Source organism: Pseudomonas sp. 9.3L, from assembly GCF_058536285.1.
On record NZ_JBZUBK010000001.1, the window covers coordinates 3,742,248 to 3,765,238 of the forward strand.

A 22,991-nucleotide genomic window follows, 5' to 3' on the forward strand; every position below is an offset into this window, starting at 1 on the left:
TCCTTTACTGCAGCCGGTTACGCAAGGCTGCGACCACTGAGTACGTCTGGTCCTGCACCTGGTTTTTAGGGTCCATCATGGTGACCGTTAACCGCACCGTTCGGATCAATGGAAGCTGAGCGGTGGTCGGTGTCGGGATATAGCTGGTAACTGCCGCGCCGGTGGCATCCGCCGCAATGCCGAACAGCACGTCAAAGCTACGGATATTGCTGATCAGAGGCTGCCGGGCATCACCCAGCCCGGTGTACAGGGTATTGTCCCGGAAGGAGTAATACACCTGGCGCAGCGGGAAGGACAACTGCCCCGGCGTTGCCGCAGCTGCAGCCGGTGCAAGGCCATTATAGGCGGTGGCGTTGGTGACGCAGTCTGACAGCACTGTCCAGGTAGGGGCCGTACCAGCGCTGCCGACGTCTGCCGTCACCAGCATCAGCCGGTTGCCTTTTTCCGGGTCCAGGGTCCAGGAGATTGGTGTGGTCTGGGCGTCAGTAAACACCGTGGGTGCATTAGGCGGCGGCGTGATGGTTGCCAGGCAGCCAAACATACCCACCATACGGACCTCCTGGGTCATGCGGGTAAGCAGGTAGCGGGCATCCTCCTGCATGGCGGAGGCGGCGTTCTGGGTAAGGTAGGTGTTCTTGGCCGAGATGAACGCCTGAGTCACCCCTAGCACGATCACCAGCCCCAGTGCCATGGCCACCATGAGTTCGATCAGGCTAAGGCCTTTTTCGCGACGGTTCATGGGGTGGTCGCCGTGGCAGTAGCCGGCGCGGCCACGCGGCTGGTAAGGACGAAGGTCTGGGTTTCAGGGCCAGTTCCAGCGTCATTCTTTGCGCTGTACATTGACGCAGCGCGCTTGTCATCCCAGTCGATAGTAATGGTGTATACCGAATTGGCGAAGGTAATGGTGGCTCTTTTGGCGTTGAGGGCTTTCAGGTTATTGGCAAAGTCGAAAAGGTCTTGGGTCTTAGGGTCCGCCAGGTTGGGGGCGGTAGGGGCAGAGTCCAGGCTGGTAAGGGTATAGGTCGCGCCACTGTTGGCGCGGATGCGCTCCATCATGTCATAGGCAATGAAGCTCACCTGGGTGCGCTGATAGGCGCTACCGGTGTACTTCAACGCGTTTATTTGCAGGGCGGCGGCGCCCAGCAAGGCCAGGGTCATGACCAACAGAGCCACCAGCACTTCGATCAGTGAGATTCCATCTTGGCGACTCATGTGCAGGTACCGCCAACGACGACTCGACCGTTGACACACACTCGCAATGTTCGCCCTTCCTTGCCGTTGATATAGGTAAACAACGTGGCATCCGTGGGCACCGCCAGTGCACCCAGGCTATTGAATTCGATGTAATCCGGGACGCTAGTGCCGGCAGCAACGGTCAATGTGGCGCTCCCCCCAAGCGCGCTGCTGCGGCGAAGCTCTTCGCCATCTGGCTTTGAGGCCGTTGGTGCCATTACCAACAATTCGCCTCTCCATACGCCGGGGGAGTTGGGCACGAGCCGCACCCGCACGCCCCTGTCAATCGCCTCCAACCGTGCAAACCCCAGCACGCGGGCGATCTCCGCCATGTCAGCGCTGGCCCGGTTACGCGCAATCAGCCCTGAAAAGGCAGGCACGACCATGGTCACGGCAATGGTCAGCACCGCCATGGTGATCAGCAATTCGATGAGGGTAAATCCCTTGATACCTTGACGCATTGCAGTCTCCACCTCGACGCGCCGACTATAAACCAGCCCCAGCGCCGGACTTCTGGGCAAAGCATATACGGTTATTTCAGCAGAACCAGCGCCATGGAGGCGTTGGGCCTTTAAATAGTTTCAAGGATGATCCCGATGCCGATTTCCTTCAATGCGTCTCGCGCCTTTACCCTTGTAGACCTTCTGGTAACCCTGGCAGTAATGGCAATCCTCACACAGCTCGCGCTGCCTGCGTTTTCCGAGCTTATCGCTGAACAACGCAGGGCAGCGTTTGCCCAAGAACTGGCCAGTGGCTTGCGCACAGCCCGGTTGGCGGCCGTGGAGCATAACCGCCGAGTGATTGTGCAACCTCTGGATTCAAATTGGGCCAATGGCTGGCGCCTGGTGGTGGACTACAACGGCCAAGGGCTGGCGGACCCGAACAACCCGGTGCTGGTAGTGCGCACTGGCGACGGGAAGATTGCAGTACGGCCGTCTCAATCTTTGCGCGAACAGATCGGCTTTGACCCTTTGGGCGTGCCCAGGCTACCGAACCGAGGCGCGCTGGCAGGGACGTTTCACCTGTGTGACGCAAGCAACAATGGCCATTTGCGCGTGGTGGTGGCCCGTACAGGGCGGGTGCGGGTGACCCGCGAAGGCCCCGCCACCTCACTGTGCCCTGTCAGCTAAGGGTTTTGACCCGTAGTTCTTTGGGCATGGAGAAGGTGATGTTCTCCTCGCGGCCTGCCAGTTCGTCCGCGCCGGTGGCGCCCCAGGCGTGTAGCTGCTGGATAACGCCACGCACCAAGACCTCAGGGGCCGAGGCACCCGCCGTAATGCCGATGCGCCCTACCCCGTCGAACCAGCGTTGTTGCAGGTCCTCGGCGCCATCGATGAGGTAGGCCGGGGTTTCCATGCGCTCGGCCAGCTCGCGCAGGCGGTTGGAATTGGAGCTGTTGGGGCTGCCTACAACCAACACCAGGTCGCATTCGTTGGCCAGCTGTTTGACCGCATCCTGGCGGTTTTGCGTGGCATAACAAATGTCGTCCTTGCGCGGGCCGCCTATGTTCGGAAAGCGCGTACGCAAGGCGTCGATCACCCGACTGGTGTCGTCCATGGATAACGTAGTCTGGGTAACGAACGCCAGGTTGTTCGGATCACGCACCTGCAGGCCAGCGACGTCGGCTTCGTCCTCCACCAGGTAAATGGCGCCGCCGTTGCTCGCATCGTACTGGCCCATGGTGCCCTCCACCTCGGGGTGGCCCTCATGGCCAATGAGGATGGTCTCGCGGCCGTCCCGGCTGTAGCGGGCCACTTCGATGTGCACTTTGGTCACCAGCGGGCAGGTGGCGTCGAACACCTTCAGGCCACGCCCGGCCGCCTCTTGCCGCACCGCTTGGGACACGCCATGGGCACTGAAGATCACGATCACGTCATCAGGCACTTGGTCCAGCTCTTCGACGAAGATCGCGCCACGATCGCGCAGGTCTGCCACCACGAATTTGTTATGAACCACTTCGTGGCGCACGTAGATCGGCGGGCCGAACACTTCCAGGGCGCGGTTGACAATCTCGATGGCTCGGTCCACGCCCGCGCAGAAGCCACGGGGGTTGGCGAGTTTGATGTGCATGAGGGGCTCCGCGGCGCTGCGCCTGTTGGTGTGGCTTTTTGTGGCTCAAAGAGCCTGGACGTCGATGATCTGGACTTCGAAGCGTAGGGTTTTGCCAGCCAGTGGGTGATTGAAGTCTACCGTGACCTGCTGATCGTCGAAGGCCTTGACGACACCCGGTAGCTCAGTGTTCGCCGCGTCATTGAAGATCACCAGCAAACCCTCGGCCAGCTCCATGTCTTGGAACTGGCTGCGAGGCATGACTTGTACGTTCTGCGGGTTGGGCTGGCCAAAGGCGTTTTCTGGCGGCACGCTGAGGTCCCGCTTGTCGCCTGCCTTCAGGCCGAACAATGCATTTTCGAAGCCCGGCAACAAGTTGCCGTCGCCTACCTTGAAGGTTGCCGGGGCTTTGTCGAAGGTACTGTCCACGGTATTGCCATCGTCCAGGTGCAACGCGAAATGCAAGGTCACCTGGGTGTGCTGGCTAATGCGGATGTCAGTCATGGGCCTATGCTCCGGACTTCTTTTTCGATTTGAACATGTCCAACGCCAGCATCACCGCGCCTACGGTGATCGCGCTATCGGCAATGTTGAACGCGGGGTAGCGCCAGTCTTTCCAGTACACCAGGATAAAGTCGATCACGTGGCCCAGGGCGACGCGATCGTACAGGTTGCCCAAGGCACCCCCCAACACGAGGGCCAGCGCCACGGCTAGCCAAGTGTCGCGAGGCCCAAGCCGCTTGAGCCAGACCACCAGCACGGCGCTGACCACCACGGCGATCAGCGAGAACAACCAACGCTGCCAGCCCGAGTGGTCTGCCAGGAAGCTGAACGCCGCGCCTCGGTTGTACGCCAGTACCCAGTCGAAAAACCCTGGAATGACCGTAACCCGCTGCCCTTCATACAGGGTGCTGTCAAACCAGTACTTGGCCGCTTGGTCCAGCACCAGCATGGCGGCGCTCAACCACAGCCACCCCAGGCGCCCGAAGCGCCCCGCTGATTCATGCATAGTGACGCTCCTCGCCACTGCCAGTCAGGTTGGTCACGCAGCGGCCGCAGATATCGGGATGGGCCGGGTTGGCGCCCACGTCTTCCACGAAGTGCCAGCAACGGGCGCACTTGGGATTGCTGGACTTGACCACCTTGAGCTTGAGCCCTGCGAGGTCGGTCGCTACGGCATCGGCAGGCGCGGCGGCCAAGGGGGCCAGGGTCGCCTTGGACGTGATGAGCACAAAGCGCAACTCGTTACCCAGCTTGCTCAGGTCGCCCTGCACGGCCTCATCGGTGTACAGGGTCACCTCTGCTTGGAGGTTGCCGCCAATGGCTTTGGCCGAGCGCTGATTCTCCAGCTCTTTGTTCACCGATGCCTTGACCGCCATCACGCCGTCCCAGAAGCCACGGTTGAGCTCAAGGCCATCAGGCAATTCACTCAGCCCGGTGTAGGCGCTGTTGAGCATCACGGACTCATTTCGCTCGCCTGGCAGGTACTGCCAGATTTCATCTGCGGTGAAGGCCAGAATCGGCGCGATCCAGCGCACCAGCGCCTCGGCGATATGGAACAGGGCGGTTTGGCAAGAGCGCCGCGCAACGCTGTCGGCCGGGGTGGTGTACTGGCGGTCCTTGATGATGTCCAGGTAGAAACCGCCCAGCTCCTGCACGCAGAAGTTGTGCACCTTGGAGTACACGTTCCAGAACCGATACGTCTGGTAGTGCTCTTCCAGCTCACGCTGCAGCACTAGGGCGCGGTCCACCGCCCAGCGGTCCAGGGCCAGCATTTCTTCAGGCGGCAACAGGTGCCGTGCTGGTTCAAACCCGGTGAGGTTGGACAGCAGGAAGCGTGCGGTATTACGGATACGCCTATAGGCATCGGCACTGCGCTGAAGGATCTGTTCGGAAACGGCCATTTCGCCCGAGTAGTCGGTGGACGCTACCCACAAGCGCATGATATCTGCACCCAGGGTGTCGCTGACTTTTTGCGGCGCGACCGTGTTGCCCAGCGACTTGGACATCTTGCGGCCGTTCTCGTCCACGGTGAAACCGTGAGTAAGCAGCTCCCTATAGGGGGCGTGGTCGTCGATGGCGCAGCCGGTGAGCAGCGAGGAGTGGAACCAGCCACGGTGCTGGTCGCTGCCTTCCAGGTACAGGTCGGCACGCGGCCCTTGCTCATGCCCCATGGGGTGGGAGCCGCGCAGCACGTGCCAGTGGGTAGTACCCGAGTCGAACCACACGTCCAGGGTGTCATTGATTTTGTCGTAGTCGGCGGCTTCGCAGCCCAGCAGCTCGGCGGCGTCAAGCTTGAACCAGGCCTCGATCCCTTCCTGCTCGACACGCTGGGCGACGGCTTCCATCAGCTCCACGGTGCGCGGGTGCAACTCGCCGGTTTGCTTGTGCAGGAAGAACGGAATCGGCACGCCCCAGTTACGTTGGCGGGAGATGCACCAGTCTGGGCGGTTAGCGATCATCGAATGCAAACGCGCTTGCCCCCACTCGGGCACGAACTGGGTCTGCTCGATAGCCTTGAGGGCGCGCTGACGCAGGGTATCGCCCACCACGGGTGGCTTGTCCATGCCCACGAACCATTGAGCCGTAGCCCGATAGATCAATGGGGTTTTGTGCCGCCAGCAGTGCATGTAGCTGTGGGTGATGGTTTCGCTGTGCATCAGCGCGCCCACTTCTTCGAGCTTGGCGATGATGCCAGCGCCGGCTTTCCAGATGAACTGGCCGCCAAAGAACGGCAGGTCGTCGACGTACACGCCGTTACCGCGCACCGGTGTGAGGATGTCATCGTTGTGCATGCCATAACGCTTGCAGGTGATGAAGTCGTCCTCGCCATAGGCCGGCGCCGAATGCACCACGCCGGTACCGGCACCTAACTCCACGTACTCAGCCAGGTACACCGGCGACAAGCGGTTGTAGAACGGGTGACGGAAGTTCAGGTGCTCAAGGGCCGCGCCAGTGGCGGTGGCGATCACCATGCCTTCGCGGCCGTAGCGGGCCAGGCAGCTTTCTATCAGCTCCTCGGCCAATACCAACAGACGGTCGCCTACATCTACCAAGGCATAGGTGAACTCAGGGTGAACATTCAGCGCCTGGTTGGCAGGAATGGTCCAGGGTGTGGTGGTCCAGATCACGATGGCGGCCGGTTTTTCCAACCCGTCCACACCAAAGGCCTTGGCCAGTGCAGCCTGGTCTGCGACAGGGAAGGCGACGTCGATAGTGGAGGATTTCTTGTCGGCGTATTCCACTTCCGCCTCAGCCAGGGCCGAGCCGCAGTCAAAGCACCAGTTCACCGGCTTGAGGCCTTTGAACACGAAGCCGCCCCGGACCATTTCGGCCAAAGCGCGGATCTCTCCGGCTTCGTTGACGAAACTCATGGTCTTGTAGGGGTTGCCCCAGTCGCCCAGTACCCCCAGGCGAATGAAGCCGGCTTTCTGTTCTTCGATCTGCTCAGCCGCGTAGGCGCGGCACAACTCGCGGGTTTTGTCTGCGGACAAGCCCTTGCCGTGCGTGACCTCGACCTTGTGTTCGATAGGCAGGCCATGGCAATCCCAGCCCGGCACATAGGGCGCGTCGAAGCCTGCCAGGGTGCGCGAACGCAGGATCATGTCCTTGAGAATCTTGTTGACCGCATGACCGATGTGAATGCTGCCATTGGCATAGGGCGGGCCGTCGTGCAGCACGAACTTGGGCCGATCCTTGCCAATTTCACGCAGCTTCTGGTACAGGCCAATGCTGTCCCAGCGCTGCAGTATCTGCGGCTCGCGCTGGGGCAGGCCGGCCTTCATGGGGAAGGCGGTGTCCGGAAGGTTTAGCGTGGCTTTGTAATCGGTCATTTCAGGCTCTTCATTAAGGCGGTTAGCCCTGCCAGTGGGCACGGGCGGCGGCGACGTCCGCTTCGATCGCCGACTTCAACGCCTCCAGTGAGGCGAAGCGCTGCTCATCACGCAGCTTTTGGTGGAATTCCACCGTCAAACGCCGGCCATACAGGTCGCCGGCAAAGTCCAGCAGGTGAATCTCCAAGTGTGGCCGACCGTCCCCGACCACTGTGGGGCGAGTGCCAATATTGCCGACACCGGGCCAGACGCGCCCGTCGACCCTTGCGCTGACCAGATAAACACCCGTCAACGGAACCCGACGCCGCTTGAGTTGCACGTTCGCCGTGGGCCAGCCCAGTTGTCGGGCCAGTTTCTGACCGTGCAATACGCGGCCACTGATGCAGAAGGGCCTGCCAAGTAGCCGCCCAGCCTTGGCGAAATCCGCTTCAGCCAGCGCATTGCGCACCTCGGTACTGCTGACCCGCACGCCGTTTTCTTCTACGGTGCGCGCGGCGTCTACCGTGAAACCATGAGTGTGACCTGCCTCGGTGAGGAAGTTGAAATCTCCCAGGCGGTCACACCCGAAGCGAAAGTCATCGCCGACTTCCAAATGCTTGATGCCCAAGCCGTTCACCAGAATGGCATCCACGAACTCGGCGGCGCTGAGGTCACGCAGCTGCGGATTGAAGGCCAGGCACAGTACCCGGTCGATACCTTCCGCTGCCAGTAACTCCAGCTTGTCATGCAAGCGTGAAAGCCGGGCCGGCGCGGTGTCGGGGGAGAAATACTCCCGAGGTTGAGGTTCGAAAATCACTACACAGCTGGGTACGCCAAGTGCCCGGGCGCGCTCACGCAAGCGCGTAAGGATCGCCTGGTGGCCCCGATGCACTCCGTCGAAATTACCGATGGTGGCGACACAGCCCCGATGGTAGGGGCGGAGGTTGTGAAGGCCTCGAACCAGCTGCATAGCACGCTTCTTGCTCATAAAGTCGGCAATTATAACCACACCCAGGCCTGGGCGACAGGCAGCAGCGAAGACGTAGCGCCTTGTGCTGATGAAATGGATATTCCGCCGACACGTGCAAATTTCAATGCAGGCCCCGACGGGCGAACTGATGCAGCCGCACCCCCATGGCCAGTAGCACGATGAAGTAGGTGCCTGCCCCTGCGATTACCAACACACCCAGCCGCAGCAACCGCTCAACCATAGCGCCATCAGCCCAGGGCGGCATTATGCTCATTAGCGCTAACAGTACCCCACCCATGGCTACCACGGCCACACCCAGGCGCAACAAGAACCCGGCCCAGCCAGCCTGAGGCTGATACAGCTGCTGGCGCCGCAGTTGCCAGTACAGCAGCCCTGCGTTCAACGTGGCACCGCCACTGATCGCCAATGCCAGCCCAGCGTGCTTGAGCGGGCCAATCAATGCCAGGTTGAACGCCTGAGTGGCAAGCAGGGTAACCACTGCAATCTTGACGGGTGTACGCAGATTTTGCTGAGCGTAGAACCCTGGCGCCAGCACCTTGATCAGGATGATGCCCAGCAACCCGACCGCATAGGCCATCAAGGCGCGCTGGGTCATGGCGGCATCGAAGGCGTCGAAGCGGCCGTACTGAAACAAGGCCACGGTCAAAGGCTCGGCCAGCAACGCCAGGGCCACGGCGCAGGGCAGCACCAACAGAAAACACAAGCGCAGGCCCCAGTCGAGGATACGAGAGTACTCCTGGCGGTCCTTGTTAGCGTAGGTTCGGGCCAGGGTTGGCAGCAAAATGGTGCCCAACGCCACGCCAAGCACACCGGAGGGCAACTCCATCAGGCGATCGGCGTAATACATCCACGACACGGAGCCTGCGGCCAGGAACGACGCGAAAATCGTATTGATGATGAGCGAAATCTGGCTCACCGACACGCCCAGAATCGCAGGCCCCATCTGCCGCAACACCCGCCGTGCGCCGCTATGGCCAAGGTTGAGCCTGGGCAGCACCAACATGCCGATTTTTCTCAAGTGCGGGAGTTGGTACACCAGCTGTGCCAGCCCGCCGGCCAGCACAGCCCAGGCCAGCGCCATGACCGGGGGATGAAAGAAGGGTGTCAAGAACACCGCGAAGAGGATCATCGCCACGTTGAGCAACGTGGGCGTGAAGGCAGGTACCGAGAAACGGTTCCAGGTATTGAGGATAGCCCCCGCCAGGGAGGACAGCGAGATCAGCAATATATAGGGGAACGTGACCCGCAACAGGGCAGTGGTCAACTCGAATTTCTCGGGCGTATCGGCAAACCCTGGCGCGGTCACCCAGATCACCCAGGGCGCAGCCAACATGCCCAAGGCAGTGACAATCGCAAGGGCGAGGGTGAGTAGCCCGGCCACATAGGCAGTAAAGGTGCGCGCGGCCTCATCGCCCTGCTGCTGCCGATACTCCGCCAGAATGGGCACGAACGCTTGGGAAAAGGCACCCTCCGCGAAAATCCGCCTGAGCAGGTTTGGCAATTTGAAAGCAATGAAGAACGCATCGGTAGCCATGCCGGCGCCGAAGATCCGTGCCACCAACGTATCGCGCACAAAACCCAGCACCCTGGAAATCATGGTGATGGAGCTGACCGCAGCCAGAGACTTGAGCAGGTTCATGAAGGATCGCGCCGCCGGGTCAAAAAGCCGAAAGTGTACAGCCAGCGTGACGGAAGGGAAGGTTTTATGCACACTACCGCCTGTCCTGAGGCCCTGTGGAATATAGTGCGCTTTCCCTTGACATTACCGGCTCGCATGGGCATGATTCGCGGCCTTATTTGTTTGCTATTACCCAAGTCTTTCGAGGAGCTCGACGGTGGCCAACTCACCTTCCGCCAAAAAACGTGCAAAACAGGCTGAGAAGCGTCGCAGCCACAACGCCAGCCTGCGTTCGATGGTTCGTACCTACATCAAGAACGTAGTCAAAGCGATCGACACCAAAGACGCTGAAAAAGCACAAGCTGCCTACACCCTGGCTGTGCCTGTCATCGACCGTATGGCTGACAAGGGCATCATCCACAAGAACAAAGCTGCTCGTCACAAGAGCCGTCTGAATGGCCACGTCAAGGCCTTGAAGACTGCCGCTGCTGCCTAAGCGACGCGCTTCATGAAAAACCGACCCCTGGGTCGGTTTTTTATTGCCTGAAATGTGGAAGCAATAGCCAAAGCCTGTAGGAGTGAACGGAGCCACAGGCGAAGTTCGCGAACCGGGCATCACACATAAGCCCATTCGCCAGCTCCGCCTAGCGGCTGCATTAGCTCCTACAGGCAACGGGCCCTAACCAGCCCAGGCTAACGCACTGGCCAGGGCAAGATCGGTATAGCCGTCACGGCGTTTTGCGGGCTGCCTTCGATCATGCGGTCGCTGTACACCAGGTACACCAACGTATTGCGCTTGGCATCAAAGAAACGCACCACCTGCATGGTTTTGAATACCAGCGAGGTACGCTCCTTGAACACCTCTTCACCATCCTTGAGCGGCTGGGCGAAGCGGATCGCGCCCACCTGCCTGCAGGCGATGGAGGCTTCGGCACGGTCCTCGGCCAAGCCCAGGCCACCCTTCACGCCCCCTGTCTTGGCACGGGACAGGTAGCAGGTCACGCCTTCTACCTTGGGGTCGTCGAAGGCTTCGACCACGATACGGTCATTAGGGCCCACGAACTTGAACACGGTGGACACCTCGCCCACTTGCTCGGCATGCGCCAGCAAAGGAGCTAACAGCAGCGCCAGCAGCGCGGTACTCATGCGGTTCATAATAACTCTCATACCAGAATCAGGTTGTCGCGGTGGATCAGCTCTGGCTCTGCCATGTAACCCAACACGCTATGGATGGCATCCGAGGGCTGCCCTATGATCCTCTGCGCCTCAGCGGCGCTGTAATTGCACAGCCCGCGGGCCACCTCTTGGCCGCTCGGCCCCAGGCACACGACCATTTCGCCACGGCGGAAGGCCCCCTGCACGGCAGTCACGCCTACTGGCAGCAAGCTTTTGCTGGCGGCCTTCAAGGCACGCACCGCGCCCTCGTCCAGCTGCAAGGTGCCGCGGGTTTGCAGATGGCCAGCCAGCCACTGCTTACGCGCCGCCAGCATTTCGCGCTCGGGCGACAGCAGCGTGCCCAGCCGCTCTCCTGCCTTAAGCCGCGCCAGCACCTGATCAATACGGCCGCCAACAATCATTGTGTGGGCACCGGAACGGGCTGCCAGGCGCGCAGCACGCAGCTTGGTCTGCATTCCTCCACGGCCTAGTGCGCCACCTGTACCACCTGCCACGGCATCCAGGGAAGGATCGTCCGCGCGGGCCTCCTGGATCAATGTCGCTTCGGGGTTGCTGCGAGGGTCGGCGTCGAACATGCCATCCCGGTCCGTGAGGATGACGAGCAAGTCAGCCTCTACCAAGTTGGCCACCAAGGCCGCGAGGGTGTCGTTGTCACCGAAACGAATCTCATCGGTAACCACGGTGTCGTTCTCGTTGATAACCGGGATCACACCCAGCTCGACCAGCGCACGCAGGGTGCTACGGGCGTTGAGGTAGCGCTTGCGGTCAGAAAGATCGTCGTGGGTGAGCAGAATCTGCGCGGTGCGGCGCTCATGCTGGGCAAAGCTGGACTCCCACGCCTGTACCAGGCCCATCTGGCCAATGGCAGCGGCCGCCTGCAGCTCATGCATCGCGGTAGGCCGTTGGGCCCAGCCAAGGCGGCTCATACCTGCGGCAACGGCCCCTGACGACACCAGTACCAGCTCGATTCCGGCCTCGTGGAGCGCGACCATCTGCTCGACCCATACCGCCATGGCCGAACGGTCCAGGCCTTTACCATCCGCTGTGAGTAATGCGCTGCCGATCTTGATTACCCAACGCCGCGCCCCCTTCACCTTGATCCGCATTATTCCAGTCCTTGCCAACCATTAACGAAAACGCCCCGAAAATCGGGGCGTTCCAGTGTACTGCAAGCCTGCCGTGAGCGGTCAGTCGCGCACGTAAATGATTTCCGGGCCATCTTCGGCGTCTTCTTCGTCCCAATCGTCATCGTCACCGATGTCATGGACGCTCTTCACCCCGGTACGGCGCAATGCACGCTGGTCGTCCAGCGCCTGCAACTGAGCCCGCGCTTCGTCTTCGATGCGCTGGTCCAGCTCGGCGACTTCTTCAGCGAAAGCAGCGTCTTCGGCCAAGCGCTCGGCACGCAGCTCAAGGTAACGCATGATGTCGCGGCTCAAGCGCTCGGTACCTTCCTTGGCCAGCGCAGAGATCACGTACACCGGCCCTTCCCACTCCAGGCGATCGACCACCTCCTTGACGGCGGCCTCATGCTCTTCTTCCAACAGGTTGTCGCACTTGTTCAGCACCAACCAACGGTCACGTTCGGCCAGAGATGGGCTGAACTTGACCAGCTCGTTGACAATGATCTCGGCCGAATCGGCAGCACTGGTGCCATCGAACGGCGCCATATCTACCAGGTGCAACAGCAAACGGGTACGCGCCAAGTGCTTGAGGAAACGAATACCCAGGCCCGCGCCATCGGAGGCACCTTCGATCAGCCCTGGTATGTCCGCGACCACGAAGCTTTTCCAGCGGTCTACGCTCACCACGCCCAAGTTCGGTACCAGGGTAGTGAAGGGGTAATCGGCTACCTTCGGCTTGGCAGCGGATACCGAACGAATGAAGGTGCTTTTACCTGCGTTCGGCAAGCCCAGCAGGCCTACGTCGGCAAGTACTTTCATTTCCAGCTTCAGGTCACGCTGGTCGCCAGGCTTGCCCGGCGTGGTCTGGCGTGGTGCACGGTTGGTACTGGACTTGAAGCGGGTGTTACCCAAGCCGTGCCAGCCGCCTTGGGCAACCATCAAGCGTTGGCCGGCTTTCACCAGGTCGCCGATCACTTCCTGAGTGCTGGCATCGATGACGGTAGTGCCCACTGGTACGCGCAGCACCAGATCCTCGCCTTTTGCGCCGGTACAGTCGGTGCTGCCGCCGTTTTCGCCACGCTGCGCATCGAAGTGGCGGGTGTAACGGTAGTCCACCAGCGTATTGAGGTTTTCGTCGGCCACCATGTACACAGAGCCACCGTCACCACCATCGCCACCGTTTGGGCCGCCATTCTCGATAAACTTTTCACGGCGAAAACTCATGCAACCGTTGCCGCCATCGCCCGCTTTTACGCGGATGGATACTTCATCTACAAACTTCATAAAAACATGCCTCTCGCCTCAGGTGGCGAGCCTATAGGAGCCTGGAAACATAAGGCTCTTGCAAAAATGACCGCAGCGCCCCAATCCACGACCGAGTTAAACAGCGCTGGAGCCCAAGCAAACAGCTTTGCAAGAGACTCATCACAAACAAAAAAGCCCCGTCGCGAGACAGGGCTTTTCAGCGGAGTCGCGATTAGGCTGCGACGACGCTTACGTAACGACGACCGAAGGCACCTTTGACTTCGAACTTCACCACGCCTTCGACTTTAGCGAAGAGGGTGTGGTCCTTGCCGATGCCAACGCCGTAGCCAGGGTGGAACTGAGTGCCACGCTGACGAACGATGATGTTGCCGGCCTTGATGACCTGGCCGCCGAACATTTTCACGCCAAGGCGTTTACTTTCGGAATCGCGACCGTTACGGGTACTACCACCAGCTTTTTTGTGTGCCATGAGTTCAATACTCCTCTATGCGGATCAGGCTAGAAATCAGCCCTGGATACCGGTGATTTTGATCTCGGTGAACCACTGGCGGTGGCCCATACGCTTCATGTGGTGCTTACGGCGACGGAACTTGATGATGCGGATTTTATCGTGGCGACCTTGCGCTACGACTTCGGCAACCACCTTGGCGCCTGCAACGACAGGTGCGCCGATGTTCACGTCGTCACCATTGGCGACCAACAGAACGCGATCGAAAGTAACGGATTCGCCAGTGGCGACTTCCAGTTTCTCGATCTTCAGGTATTCACCTTCGGCGACTTTGTATTGCTTGCCACCGGTAACGATTACTGCGTACATGATATTTCTCCGTTAATCCTGCTCACCCAGCGCTTTATAAGAAGAGGTGTTGGCTGGCATGGCTGCAGTGGGCGGGAAACCCACTCTGCAATTGCGTAAGGCAGGTGATGCCCAAGAAGTTCAGGGTGCGCGATTGTACGCAACGTGCGCCGGCCACGCAAGGCCTCGAACGTGCCGGCTCCACTGTTGGCGGTTGCCGGCCTTCCGTACGCGGGGCCTTTGCCTTGACAGGCCGGAACCTGCCACCTAGCATGCCGCGCAACCTTTATGGAGCGTTAGCCGCTGATGCAACCCCAAGCCTTTTATCGTGCGGTGGCGGAAGATTTCACTGCCGTCGACGAGATCATCAAGCAGCAGCTTACCTCGCGGGTGCCGCTGGTATCGAAGATCGGCGACTACATCATCTCTGCTGGGGGCAAGCGCCTTCGCCCATTGCTGGTGCTGCTAGGGGGCAAGGCCCTGGGCTACGAGGGTGAAAGCCTGCGGCTATTGGCCGCAACCATCGAGTTTTTGCACACCGCTACGCTGCTGCACGACGACGTGGTTGACATGTCCGGCATGCGCCGTGGCCGTTCCACCGCCAATGCCATGTGGGGGAATGCCCCAAGCGTACTGGTAGGCGACTTCCTTTATTCACGGTCCTTCGAAATGATGGTCGAGCTAGGCTCGATGCCAGTCATGAAGATCCTGTCGCAAGCGACCCGCATCATTGCCGAAGGCGAAGTGCTGCAGCTGTCCAAGGTGCGCGATGCCAGCACCAGCGAAGAAACTTACATGGAAGTCATTCGCGGCAAAACGGCCATGTTGTTCGAGGCCTCGACCCACAGCGCGGCGGCATTGGCCGGCGCCAGCGATCAGGCTCGCGAAGCCCTGCGTCAATTCGGCGACCACCTGGGCGTTGCGTTCCAGCTCGTAGACGACCTGCTGGACTATAAAGGTGACGCCGAAACCCTGGGCAAGAACGTGGGTGACGACCTGGCCGAAGGCAAGCCTACGCTGCCGTTGATCTACACCATGCGCGAAGGCACGCCCGAGCAGGCTGCCCTTGTGCGCCAGGCCATTCAAAAGGGTGGCATCGAAGACCTTGAGCGTATCCGCGAAGCCGTAGACGCCTCAGGCGCGCTGGCCTACACCGCGCAGATGGCCCAAGGCTTCGCCGGCCGGGCAATCGCCTGCCTGGATGCGCTGCCGCCCAGCGAGTACCGTGACGGTTTGATCGAACTCAGCCAATTCGCGGTCGCCCGCACCTACTGATCTCGCGTTACCTGCGCGGTTGCCTGCGTCTGTCTGACAGAAGCCGGCAGCCGCGTTTGCTTTCACCTCAAGGAGCCCTTCGATGTCACTTCCTCCCTGCCCCCATTGTGCCTCTGAATACGTCTATGAAGATGCCGGGCAATTGATCTGCCCTGAATGCGCCTATGAATGGACACCGGGCGCACCCACTGAAGCGCAAGACGCCACGGTGGTGGTAAAGGACTCGGTCGGCAACCCACTGCACGATGGCGACAGCGTGACGGTTATCAAGGACCTCAAGGTCAAGGGCACTTCCCTGGTGGTAAAGGTGGGCACCAAGGTTCGTAACATTCGCTTGTGCGAAGGCGACCACGACATCGATTGCAAGGTGGATGGCATTGGCCCAATGAAGCTGAAGTCTGAATTTGTGCGAAAGGCCTGACGGCCGGTAGCCCCTGGCCTTTGCAAAATCGCGAATACGAATTATTCTCAATGAACCCCATTAAGGAGAATAATCGTGACCTACTTCATCGATGCCTGGCTGGACCGCTCTCACCCCTTCCTGCGCATTCTGCACCGGGAAACGGGCGAAGTATGCGCAGTGCTGCACGAGGACGCCTTGGACGAGCTAAGGGACCAGGGTGAGTTGGATTTCGACGGGTTCTATTCAACCGAGCCACAGGTGCAGAAAGAACTGGTGCGCAGCCTGTTCCTGTTTTGCTATGCACGAGCCTTGCGCCCGGCAGCGGACTTGCATTGAGACCTAAAGCCGTGTGCAGGGCGCGAAGGCCCCACACGCGGCAGAGATGCATTACAGGATTTCGAGCAACTCTACATCGAACACCAGGGTGCTGTGCGGCGGGATTGAGCCTACACCTTGAGCACCATAGGCCAGCTCGCTTGGCACATACAGGCGCCATTTGCTGCCAGTGCCCATCAATTGCAAGGCCTCGGTCCAGCCGGCAATCACGCCGCCCACTGGAAACTCAGCTGGCTGGCCCCGATCGTAGGAGCTGTCGAACACCGTACCGTCGATGAGCGTGCCGTGGTAGTGAGTACGCACAGTGCTTTCGCGGGTTGGCTTCTCGCCGCTACCGGCGGTCAGTACTTCGAACTGCAAACCTGATGGCAAAGTAGTGATGCCGTCACGCTTGGCGTTCTCCTCAAGGAATACCTTGCCTTCACCTGCAGCGACTTCAGCCTTGGCCTGAGCCTGGGCCTGCATCACTTCACGGATGGCACGGAAGGCGTCGTTCAATGCCTCGGGGGCAACCTGGCTGGGCGTGCCGTGGAAAGCATCGGTCAAGCCGGCGATAAGTGCTTCGAGGCTTACGCCAGGCGGCGGATTGTCACGGATTTGATCGCCGAGCTGGCGGCCAATGCCATAGCTGACGCGTGATTCGTCAGTAGAGAAAGAAAGGTCAGACATTACGCTGCTCCGTCGGGGGCCGGTGAACCGGCCCAAGCCAAAAGGGGTGCAGCCTAGCACATCAGTGCTTGGTGAGCTTGTCCAGGTACCCCATGGCGAACGCCGAGATTACGAAGGTCATGTGGATGATCACGTACCACATCAGGTGCTGAGGCTCGATGTTCTGCGCATCCATGAATACGCGCAGTAGGTGAATGGACGAAATCGCGACGATGGATGCCGCCACTTTCATCTTCAGGGAGGTCGAGTCCATTTTCCCTAGCCAACTGAGCTTCTCGGCGCCTTCGTCGATGTCCAGCTGAGACACGAAATTCTCATAGCCCGAAATCATCACCATCACCAGCAGCCCGCCTACCAGTGCCATGTCGATGAGCGACAACAGCACCAGAATCAGCTCGGATTCGGCCAGCGCGAACACATTGGGAATAACGTGAAAGATTTCTTGGAAAAACTTAAGCGCCAAGGCCAGCAAGCCTAGGGAAAGGCCTAAGTAAATTGGCGCGAGAAGCCAGCGCGAGGCGTACATGCTTCTTTCAATCAAACGTTCCATTGGGACTCACAGATAGCCAGGCAAACGGCCGCAAGTATACCAACGTTTGTAGGAAAACAGTTTACGGAAGGTGACCCGCAAATGCCTGGGCTAGCCGAGGTGGCGACCCCGTTCGGCATTGATCTTGCGCAGTTGCCCGTGCAGGTGAATGTCCCAGATGCGAGGGTCGTCGCGCAGTTGGTAACCGTGCAGGGTAAGGCTGTCGACGATGGAATCGAGTACCGACTCAGCCTCGCGAGCATCATGAAACGGCCCCTGCGCCTTGATGGCCGTTGGTTGCTCGCCTGCCATGCCCGCCGCGAACAGCAGCGTCCAGTGGCCAACGTCCCCGGTTACCGGGCGAATCATGCATTCGATCCGGGTTTCGAGCCCTAGGCATTGACGGGTGAGACTAAGCGAGTGAGACATGACAGCAGGCCCTTGTACGGGTAGATCCTTGTGTGACCGCACTCAACTGAAAAATTCCGGACCCCGCCGCACTTGCGCCGAGTGGTCGGCCGCGGGCTCGGCGGCCGACCGGGGCGTTAGGAGCAAGGCTTCACTTCAGCCAACGCTTCTACCTTGTGCTCGCGTTCTGCTTCGCGCAATTCTTCCTCGCTGATCACTTCCGCGATCGCCCGCAGGCGGTCCACTACCAGCGCGTTTACACTCCTCTCGGGGAAGTTACCCTCCGCATCCGGCTCACCCGCGTCCTCGCCCACTAACAGGCTGAGGGCTTCATCGGCCTGGCTTACGGCATACACGTGGAAGGTGCCTTCGCGCACCGCGTTGACCACGCGCTCGTCCAGCATCAGCGTTGCCACATTGGCTTTGGGAATAATTGCGCCCTGCTCGCCGGTCAGCCCTCGGGCCTCGCACAAGCGGAAAAAGCCTTCGATTTTCTCGTTAACCCCGCCTACGGCCTGCACTTCGCCAAACTGGTTGATCGAGCCGGTGATCGCAAAACACTGCTTGAGCGGCTTGCGCGACAGGGCAGAAATCAACGTGCAGGCCTCGCCTAGTGAGGCACTGTCGCCGTCGACATAACCGTAGGATTGTTCCAGCGCAATGCTGGCGGAGATGGCCAGGGGAAACTCTTGTGCGTAACGGCTGCCCAGGTAACCGGTAAGGATCATCACACCCTTGGAGTGGATAGGCTGACCCAGGTTGACCTCACGCTCAATGTCCACGATACCGCTGCTACCGGGGTACACCGTGGCCGAGATTCGCGCCGGCACGCCAAACGCCGAGTCGCCCACGGCCAGCACGGTCAGGCCATTACACTTGCCCACCGCAGCGCCCGTGGTATCGATGAGCACGATTCCCGCCAGCATGTCGTCCAGGATACGCGCCGAGACTCGGCCGGTACGGGTCGCTTTGGCCTTGAGCGCACGCTCGATATGCCCCGCGTCGGTAATGGCATCGCCGGCGACCTGACGGATAAAATCGGCTTCGCTGACCAACTGGAAGAGGTCGCCAATCTTGGCCGACAGCCGCCCTTGGTGCTCTGCCAGGCGAGCGCTGTAGGTGGCCAGGCGCGCCACGGCATCGGCGCTTAGCGGCGCCATACCCTCCTCCGAGGTGCGGGTTTTAAGCAATTGGGCGAACTGCTCCAGGCTATCGCCATCCATGGGAATGTCTTCGTCGAAGTCCACCAGTACCCGAAACATTTCCTGGAAATCGGGATCGTGGTCCTGCAAGGCGTAATACAACTGCCGCGAACCAATGATCACCACCTTCACGTTCAAGGGGATCATCTGCGGTGTAAGGGTGACAGTCGCCAGGCGGCCGTACTCGCCCAACGGCGACTCCATCTTCAGACAGCGCGATTGCAGCGACCGCTTGAGAGCTTCCCAGACGAAGGGCTCGCCGAGCATTTTCTCCGCCTCAAGGATGAGGAAGCCGCCGTTGGCCCGGTGCAGCGCGCCCGAGCGCAGCTGCCGATAGTTGGTATAAAGCGCGCCTTGGTCCGTGCTGTACTCGATTCGGCCAAACAGGTTGTCGTAGGTGGGGTGCGGCTCAAACACCACAGGCGCGCCCCCACTGGCGTGGTGCCCCATCACCAGATTAGGCGCGTATTGCTCTTCGAGCAGCTTGCGTGCGAGGGCGTCGGGCTTTGGGTCGTCGACGATCTGCTCTACGACGGTACGCAGCAGGTTGACCTGCATGGCCTGTAGGTAGGCACACACGCCTGCGAACTCTGAATAGCGCTCCGAGAGGGGCCCCAGCAGGGGTTGCAGCGCAATGGTGATGGTTTCTTCGTTTAGCTGGCGTAGTTGGTTGCTCGACTCCCGCTTCCATTGAGGCAGGCTGGCCAGCTCTTCGTTGAGCCGCTCCTCAAGCACTGCGATATCGCTGTGGAAACGCTCGCGCTCTTCCTCGGCCAACTGGGCGAACTCCGCTTCATCCAAGGCTTTGCCTTCAAGCATCGGGGTGAACGCAATATTGGTACTGTCCCGGTACAGGGCAATGCCTTTTTCCAGCGCGGCGCGCTCGATGACGTCCAGCGCTCGGTCATAGCGCTGGTTGAACGCTCGGTCGATGGCGCTTTTTTTCTGCTGGTACGAGGGGTGCTCAAATACGGCAGGGAAGGTCGCCAGCAGGTTATCGATCAGTGCGCCGATGTCTGTGATGAATTCGCCTGCGCTTCCGGCAGGCATTTCGAGGGCGCGGGGGTTACGCGGCTCGTCGAAGTTATTGACGTACACCCAGTCGCTGGGCGCACGCAGGCGCTTGGCCTCGGTCTTGAGGTAACGCTTGGCGAACGAAAATCGTCCAGTGCCCGGCTCGCCCATCACAAAGACGTTATAGCCCGGGCGCGGCATTGCCACACCGAACTGCAAGGCCTCGACCGCGCGCTCCTGGCCCAACACACCACGGAACGGCTCGATGTCTTCAGTGCTCGTAAAACGGAACTGCTCGGCAGCGAAGGGGCGGGCCAGGGCATCAGGGGCAAGGCGCAGGCGAGTGGCGGCGGATTCGGGCATCAGGCTTCCTTGGATTACAGACTATGAAGCATTCTGGCGCTCGTAAGGCGCGGCTGGCAAGACACGCAACCTGCGTCGGAGGCGCCGCCGTTCTTTTTAGTTAAATTAGGGGCATTCGCCAACGGAACCGTAATCACCGCCTAAACTCCAAGGTGCGTACCCAGCCTAACGGCGGGCACGTACCTGGTGCCTCCAGGGCCCCAGGCCATTTTGATCGACCTGCGAGAACAATGCTATGAAACGGATTCTGCTTGGCTCCCTGCTTACCGTCGCTTCCCTCCAGGCATTCGCCCAGGCCCCTGGCGGCCCGGACTGCGGCTGGGGCAACATGCTGTTCGAAGGCCAGCGTGGCACCCCGGCGCATTTCCTGGCTTCCACCACCAACGGTACCTCCGGTAACGCTACCTTCGGTATGACGTCCGGCACAAACGGTTGTAACACTAGCGGCGCCCTGACCTACGGCGGTAAATCCTGGATTGCCATGAACGGCATGATGGACGAGCTTTCCGAAGACATGGCTAAAGGCAACGGCGAAGCACTGACCACGTACGCCGTGGTGTTGGGCGTGCAGCCTGAAGACCGTGCGTATTTCTCCACCGTTACCCACCAGCACTTCGGCGATATCTTCAAAACCGCTGATGTCACCGCAGAAGACGTTCACAGCAACACCCTGAACGTGCTCAAGAGCGATCCGCGCCTGGCTAAATACGCCACTCAGGCGTAACGTCCCGCGGTATCAGTTCCCGCCCCACAAGGGCGGGCCTCTCGCACCTGTGCCCGGACGGAATGGATGCTCACCCGCTTGCTCTGGCTGGCCTTGCTGGCCTGCACTTCCCTCAACGCCGCTTCGCTTCCCACCCAAGCAACCCTAGACGGCCTGGCCCTTGATCCGAACTGGGTCGCGCTGATGCATTACGAGCACAAGCGCCTCAGTGGCTGGCACAGCTATGTCGACGACGCCAGGTTCTTCCTTGCCCCTGATGGCCGCTATCAACCCGAACACGAACTCGCCGCGACCCTGAAAGCGCTTTACGCGCCGGCCAGCCTCGGCAATCGCCATGCCCAGTGTGTGTTTCCGGCACGTACGCGCTGGCTACGCAGCACACTCGCGCTGACTGACTTGCCTGCCGTGGAATGCCCCGATTTCCATCGCTGGTACTCTGACATTTCGCCGCACTCTGCCGTGCTGGTGTTTCCTGCCGCTTACCTCAACAGCCCCTCCTCCATGTTTGGGCACACCTTGCTGCGTATCGATCAGGTCGACACCCAGGCTGATAAAACGGCGCTGCTCAGCTACGCAATCAACTTTGGGGCGTATGTCGAAGGCAGCGACAACAGCATGCTATACGCCTGGAAAGGCCTGGCAGGCGGCTACCCTGGGTTATTTTCATTAGTGCCCTACCAGCAAAAGCTGGCGGAATACCGAAGCCTTGAAAACCGCGACCTGTGGGAATACCAGCTGAGCCTTACGCCGGAAGAAACCGGGCGCCTGGTGGAGCATGTCTGGGAGCTTCAGCAGATTCGCTTCGACTACTTCTTCTTCGACGAAAACTGCTCTTATCGCTTGCTGGAGCTGCTACAGGTGGCGCGGCCAAGCCTTCACCTGACCGACCAGTTCCCGTTAGCCGCCATCCCCACAGACACGGTGAAAGCCGTAAAAGCCGCAGGGCTGGTCGAACACATCGAGTACCGGCCTTCACGTGAGCGGGAGCTGCTCGCAAGGGCCGCGCCACTGTCGCCGGAGGAGCAAGCGCTGGCGCAACGTATCGCGAGTGCGACCAACCCAGTGGGCGACCCTGATTTCTCCGCCCTACCTCGGGCACGCCAGGCGCTGGTGCTAGACACCGCGTATCGGCTTGATCGTTATCGCGCAACCGGCCAGGCGCGAGACACCCAACGCAGCCGCCGCAGCTTCGCCTTGCTTCAGGCGATCAACCGCAACCCACCGCCGCCGCTGGCCCTGGAACGGCCTGGGCTGCCAGAAGACGGCCACCCCTCCCGCACCTGGGAGCTGGGCTTTGGCAGCCGCGATGATCGCGCCTTTGCCGAATATGGCCTGCGCATGGCGTATCACGACCTCAACGATAACGCCTACGGATTCCCGCTCGGGGCGCAAATCGAACTGGGCGGCCTGAAGGTGCGCCAGTACGAGGGCGGAGAGTGGCAAGTGCAGCAGCTTAACCTGGCAACCATTCGTTCCCTATCGCCGCGTACCGCTTTGCTCAAGCCGTGGTCATGGCAAGTCACCGGTGGCCTGGAGCGGGTGCTTGGCAAGCACGGAGACGAAGTCTTGGTCTCTCACCTCAACGGCGGCGCAGGTGGCACCTGGCAGCTAAGCCCTGACGTGCTCGGCTTCGCCTTGGGTACGCTGAGGGTAGAGCACAACAATGATTTTTCTGCATTTGCCAGCCCGGCCATGGGGTTCGACAGCGGGATACTCTGGCGTAACCGGCTGGGTAACCTGCGCCTGGAGGCCACAAGTGACTATTTCATCAACGGCGAGGTACGCCGTCAGCTGAGCCTCAACCAACAATGGGAGCTTTCGCGCAACCTGGGCTTGCGGGTAAGCGCAACGCGGGATTTCAGCCACTTGGCCGGCCCAACCAATGAAGTGATGGCAGAGTTGAAGTGGTATCACTACTGACAATGCCATCACGCACAATTGACATCGCCTCCATGAAAAACAACCTAGACTGATACCTATGCCAGGCGTGGTGCCTGGAGCAT

The 22,991-nt window shown here is 60.4% G+C and carries 25 protein-coding genes; 7 read left to right on the plus strand and 18 right to left on the minus strand.

Annotation, left to right across the window (positions count from 1 at the left end; translation table 11 throughout):
- Positions 1-4: 4 nt before the first annotated feature.
- The 3 genes from AC4LE2_RS17290 to AC4LE2_RS17300 are packed head-to-tail and all read right to left on the minus strand — an operon-like array spanning position 5 to position 1,694.
- Positions 5-739: a PilW family protein gene (locus AC4LE2_RS17290; RefSeq protein WP_491826918.1), complete on the minus strand. Its 735-nt coding sequence runs from the start codon at positions 737-739 to the stop codon at positions 5-7.
- Entirely contained in the window at positions 736-1,212 is a 477-nt protein-coding gene (pilV, locus tag AC4LE2_RS17295; protein ID WP_491826919.1) for a type IV pilus modification protein PilV, read from the minus strand. The genes AC4LE2_RS17290 and pilV overlap by 4 nt, the downstream gene beginning before the upstream one ends.
- The gene (locus tag AC4LE2_RS17300; RefSeq protein ID WP_491826920.1) at positions 1,209-1,694 is read right to left on the minus strand and encodes a GspH/FimT family pseudopilin; all 486 of its coding nucleotides are present in this window, start codon (positions 1,692-1,694) and stop codon (positions 1,209-1,211) included. The genes pilV and AC4LE2_RS17300 overlap by 4 nt, the downstream gene beginning before the upstream one ends.
- A 135-nt stretch (positions 1,695-1,829) precedes the next feature.
- Here AC4LE2_RS17300 and AC4LE2_RS17305 point away from each other — a divergent pair, with 135 nt between their 5' ends.
- Positions 1,830-2,363: a GspH/FimT family pseudopilin gene (locus AC4LE2_RS17305; RefSeq protein ID WP_491826921.1), complete on the plus strand. Its 534-nt coding sequence runs from the start codon at positions 1,830-1,832 to the stop codon at positions 2,361-2,363.
- On the opposite strand, the gene ispH is transcribed toward AC4LE2_RS17305, so the two are convergent.
- The 6 genes from ispH to murJ form a co-directional block, all read right to left on the minus strand.
- On the minus strand, positions 2,356-3,303 hold the full coding sequence (gene ispH / locus AC4LE2_RS17310; RefSeq protein WP_491826922.1) for a 4-hydroxy-3-methylbut-2-enyl diphosphate reductase: 948 nt from the start codon (positions 3,301-3,303) through the stop codon (positions 2,356-2,358). The genes AC4LE2_RS17305 and ispH overlap by 8 nt on opposite strands.
- Positions 3,304-3,348: 45 nt before the next feature.
- The gene (fkpB, locus tag AC4LE2_RS17315; protein WP_491826923.1) at positions 3,349-3,786 is read right to left on the minus strand and encodes an FKBP-type peptidyl-prolyl cis-trans isomerase; all 438 of its coding nucleotides are present in this window, start codon (positions 3,784-3,786) and stop codon (positions 3,349-3,351) included.
- A 4-nt stretch (positions 3,787-3,790) separates the two neighbouring features.
- The gene (lspA, locus tag AC4LE2_RS17320) at positions 3,791-4,291 is read right to left on the minus strand and encodes a signal peptidase II (RefSeq protein ID WP_491826924.1); all 501 of its coding nucleotides are present in this window, start codon (positions 4,289-4,291) and stop codon (positions 3,791-3,793) included.
- Entirely contained in the window at positions 4,284-7,115 is a 2,832-nt protein-coding gene (gene ileS, locus AC4LE2_RS17325; protein WP_491826925.1) for an isoleucine--tRNA ligase, read from the minus strand. The genes lspA and ileS overlap by 8 nt, the downstream gene beginning before the upstream one ends.
- Positions 7,116-7,137: 22 nt before the next feature.
- Entirely contained in the window at positions 7,138-8,064 is a 927-nt protein-coding gene (ribF, locus tag AC4LE2_RS17330; protein ID WP_491826926.1) for a bifunctional riboflavin kinase/FAD synthetase, read from the minus strand.
- A gap of 121 nt (positions 8,065-8,185) precedes the next feature.
- Positions 8,186-9,724 carry a murein biosynthesis integral membrane protein MurJ gene (murJ, locus tag AC4LE2_RS17335; protein WP_491826927.1) on the minus strand — a complete coding sequence of 513 codons (1,539 nt, stop codon included), beginning with the start codon at positions 9,722-9,724 and terminating at the stop codon, positions 8,186-8,188.
- Between the two features lie 196 nt (positions 9,725-9,920).
- On the opposite strand from murJ, the gene rpsT reads away from it, so the two are divergent.
- Positions 9,921-10,199, plus strand: a complete 279-nt coding sequence (gene rpsT / locus AC4LE2_RS17340) for a 30S ribosomal protein S20 (protein ID WP_491826928.1) — start codon at positions 9,921-9,923, stop codon at positions 10,197-10,199.
- 197 nt (positions 10,200-10,396) lie between these two features.
- Here rpsT and AC4LE2_RS17345 read toward each other — a convergent pair whose 3' ends face one another.
- From AC4LE2_RS17345 to rplU, 5 genes are all read right to left on the minus strand, one after another.
- Positions 10,397-10,858, minus strand: a complete 462-nt coding sequence (locus AC4LE2_RS17345; protein ID WP_491826929.1) for a CreA family protein — start codon at positions 10,856-10,858, stop codon at positions 10,397-10,399.
- 8 nt (positions 10,859-10,866) lie between these two features.
- A complete protein-coding gene (proB, locus tag AC4LE2_RS17350; protein WP_491826930.1) occupies positions 10,867-11,985 on the minus strand; it encodes a glutamate 5-kinase in 1,119 nt (372 codons plus the stop codon).
- 81 nt (positions 11,986-12,066) lie between these two features.
- Positions 12,067-13,287 carry an Obg family GTPase CgtA gene (gene cgtA / locus AC4LE2_RS17355; RefSeq protein ID WP_491826931.1) on the minus strand — a complete coding sequence of 407 codons (1,221 nt, stop codon included), beginning with the start codon at positions 13,285-13,287 and terminating at the stop codon, positions 12,067-12,069.
- 193 nt (positions 13,288-13,480) lie between these two features.
- Positions 13,481-13,738, minus strand: a complete 258-nt coding sequence (gene rpmA, locus AC4LE2_RS17360) for a 50S ribosomal protein L27 (RefSeq protein WP_491826932.1) — start codon at positions 13,736-13,738, stop codon at positions 13,481-13,483.
- A 36-nt stretch (positions 13,739-13,774) separates the two neighbouring features.
- Complete coding sequence (gene rplU / locus AC4LE2_RS17365) at positions 13,775-14,086, minus strand: 50S ribosomal protein L21 (protein WP_491826933.1); 312 nt, start codon at positions 14,084-14,086, stop codon at positions 13,775-13,777.
- A 285-nt stretch (positions 14,087-14,371) separates the two neighbouring features.
- On the opposite strand from rplU, the gene AC4LE2_RS17370 reads away from it, so the two are divergent.
- The 3 genes from AC4LE2_RS17370 (at position 14,372) to AC4LE2_RS17380 (ending at position 16,079) form a co-directional block, all read left to right on the plus strand.
- Positions 14,372-15,340, plus strand: a complete 969-nt coding sequence (locus AC4LE2_RS17370; protein WP_491826934.1) for a polyprenyl synthetase family protein — start codon at positions 14,372-14,374, stop codon at positions 15,338-15,340.
- A gap of 82 nt (positions 15,341-15,422) precedes the next feature.
- The gene (locus AC4LE2_RS17375) at positions 15,423-15,761 is read left to right on the plus strand and encodes a zinc ribbon domain-containing protein YjdM (protein WP_491826935.1); all 339 of its coding nucleotides are present in this window, start codon (positions 15,423-15,425) and stop codon (positions 15,759-15,761) included.
- Between the two features lie 75 nt (positions 15,762-15,836).
- A complete protein-coding gene (locus tag AC4LE2_RS17380; RefSeq protein WP_491826936.1) occupies positions 15,837-16,079 on the plus strand; it encodes a PA4570 family protein in 243 nt (80 codons plus the stop codon).
- Between the two features lie 51 nt (positions 16,080-16,130).
- Here the strand turns inward: AC4LE2_RS17380 and bamJ are convergent, their stop codons facing one another.
- The 4 genes from bamJ to AC4LE2_RS17400 form a co-directional block, all read right to left on the minus strand.
- Positions 16,131-16,748, minus strand: a complete 618-nt coding sequence (gene bamJ, locus AC4LE2_RS17385) for a BamJ family beta-barrel-assembly machinery protein (RefSeq protein ID WP_491826937.1) — start codon at positions 16,746-16,748, stop codon at positions 16,131-16,133.
- Positions 16,749-16,809: 61 nt separating this feature from the next.
- Positions 16,810-17,298: a TIGR00645 family protein gene (locus AC4LE2_RS17390; RefSeq protein ID WP_491826938.1), complete on the minus strand. Its 489-nt coding sequence runs from the start codon at positions 17,296-17,298 to the stop codon at positions 16,810-16,812.
- A 90-nt stretch (positions 17,299-17,388) separates the two neighbouring features.
- The gene (locus AC4LE2_RS17395; protein ID WP_491826939.1) at positions 17,389-17,706 is read right to left on the minus strand and encodes a PA4575 family protein; all 318 of its coding nucleotides are present in this window, start codon (positions 17,704-17,706) and stop codon (positions 17,389-17,391) included.
- Positions 17,707-17,822: 116 nt separating this feature from the next.
- Complete coding sequence (locus tag AC4LE2_RS17400) at positions 17,823-20,264, minus strand: Lon protease family protein (RefSeq protein ID WP_491826940.1); 2,442 nt, start codon at positions 20,262-20,264, stop codon at positions 17,823-17,825.
- Positions 20,265-20,499: 235 nt separating this feature from the next.
- On the opposite strand from AC4LE2_RS17400, the gene AC4LE2_RS17405 reads away from it, so the two are divergent.
- Together AC4LE2_RS17405 and AC4LE2_RS17410 are read left to right on the plus strand one after the other, a co-directional pair.
- Complete coding sequence (locus AC4LE2_RS17405) at positions 20,500-20,988, plus strand: DUF3015 domain-containing protein (protein ID WP_491826941.1); 489 nt, start codon at positions 20,500-20,502, stop codon at positions 20,986-20,988.
- 66 nt (positions 20,989-21,054) lie between these two features.
- On the plus strand, positions 21,055-22,908 hold the full coding sequence (locus AC4LE2_RS17410) for an Lnb N-terminal periplasmic domain-containing protein (protein ID WP_491826942.1): 1,854 nt from the start codon (positions 21,055-21,057) through the stop codon (positions 22,906-22,908).
- Positions 22,909-22,991 lie beyond the last annotated feature (83 nt).

Bases quoted from the DNA above. Each gene is read 5' to 3' on its own strand.
- AC4LE2_RS17290 (WP_491826918.1), bottom strand. From the start codon at position 739: ATGAACCGTCGCGAAAAAGGCCTTAGCCTGATCGAACTCATGGTGGCC.
- pilV (WP_491826919.1), bottom strand. From the start codon at position 1,212: ATGAGTCGCCAAGATGGAATCTCACTGATCGAAGTGCTGGTGGCTCTG.
- AC4LE2_RS17300 (WP_491826920.1), bottom strand. From the start codon at position 1,694: ATGCGTCAAGGTATCAAGGGATTTACCCTCATCGAATTGCTGATCACC.
- AC4LE2_RS17305 (WP_491826921.1), top strand. From the start codon at position 1,830: ATGCCGATTTCCTTCAATGCGTCTCGCGCCTTTACCCTTGTAGACCTT.
- ispH (WP_491826922.1), bottom strand. From the start codon at position 3,303: ATGCACATCAAACTCGCCAACCCCCGTGGCTTCTGCGCGGGCGTGGAC.
- fkpB (WP_491826923.1), bottom strand. From the start codon at position 3,786: ATGACTGACATCCGCATTAGCCAGCACACCCAGGTGACCTTGCATTTC.
- lspA (WP_491826924.1), bottom strand. From the start codon at position 4,291: ATGCATGAATCAGCGGGGCGCTTCGGGCGCCTGGGGTGGCTGTGGTTG.
- ileS (WP_491826925.1), bottom strand. From the start codon at position 7,115: ATGACCGATTACAAAGCCACGCTAAACCTTCCGGACACCGCCTTCCCC.
- ribF (WP_491826926.1), bottom strand. From the start codon at position 8,064: ATGCAGCTGGTTCGAGGCCTTCACAACCTCCGCCCCTACCATCGGGGC.
- murJ (WP_491826927.1), bottom strand. From the start codon at position 9,724: ATGAACCTGCTCAAGTCTCTGGCTGCGGTCAGCTCCATCACCATGATT.
- AC4LE2_RS17345 (WP_491826929.1), bottom strand. From the start codon at position 10,858: ATGAACCGCATGAGTACCGCGCTGCTGGCGCTGCTGTTAGCTCCTTTG.
- proB (WP_491826930.1), bottom strand. From the start codon at position 11,985: ATGCGGATCAAGGTGAAGGGGGCGCGGCGTTGGGTAATCAAGATCGGC.
- cgtA (WP_491826931.1), bottom strand. From the start codon at position 13,287: ATGAAGTTTGTAGATGAAGTATCCATCCGCGTAAAAGCGGGCGATGGC.
- rpmA (WP_491826932.1), bottom strand. From the start codon at position 13,738: ATGGCACACAAAAAAGCTGGTGGTAGTACCCGTAACGGTCGCGATTCC.
- rplU (WP_491826933.1), bottom strand. From the start codon at position 14,086: ATGTACGCAGTAATCGTTACCGGTGGCAAGCAATACAAAGTCGCCGAA.
- AC4LE2_RS17370 (WP_491826934.1), top strand. From the start codon at position 14,372: ATGCAACCCCAAGCCTTTTATCGTGCGGTGGCGGAAGATTTCACTGCC.
- AC4LE2_RS17375 (WP_491826935.1), top strand. From the start codon at position 15,423: ATGTCACTTCCTCCCTGCCCCCATTGTGCCTCTGAATACGTCTATGAA.
- bamJ (WP_491826937.1), bottom strand. From the start codon at position 16,748: ATGTCTGACCTTTCTTTCTCTACTGACGAATCACGCGTCAGCTATGGC.
- AC4LE2_RS17390 (WP_491826938.1), bottom strand. From the start codon at position 17,298: ATGGAACGTTTGATTGAAAGAAGCATGTACGCCTCGCGCTGGCTTCTC.
- AC4LE2_RS17395 (WP_491826939.1), bottom strand. From the start codon at position 17,706: ATGTCTCACTCGCTTAGTCTCACCCGTCAATGCCTAGGGCTCGAAACC.
- AC4LE2_RS17400 (WP_491826940.1), bottom strand. From the start codon at position 20,264: ATGCCCGAATCCGCCGCCACTCGCCTGCGCCTTGCCCCTGATGCCCTG.
- AC4LE2_RS17405 (WP_491826941.1), top strand. From the start codon at position 20,500: ATGAAACGGATTCTGCTTGGCTCCCTGCTTACCGTCGCTTCCCTCCAG.
- AC4LE2_RS17410 (WP_491826942.1), top strand. From the start codon at position 21,055: ATGCTCACCCGCTTGCTCTGGCTGGCCTTGCTGGCCTGCACTTCCCTC.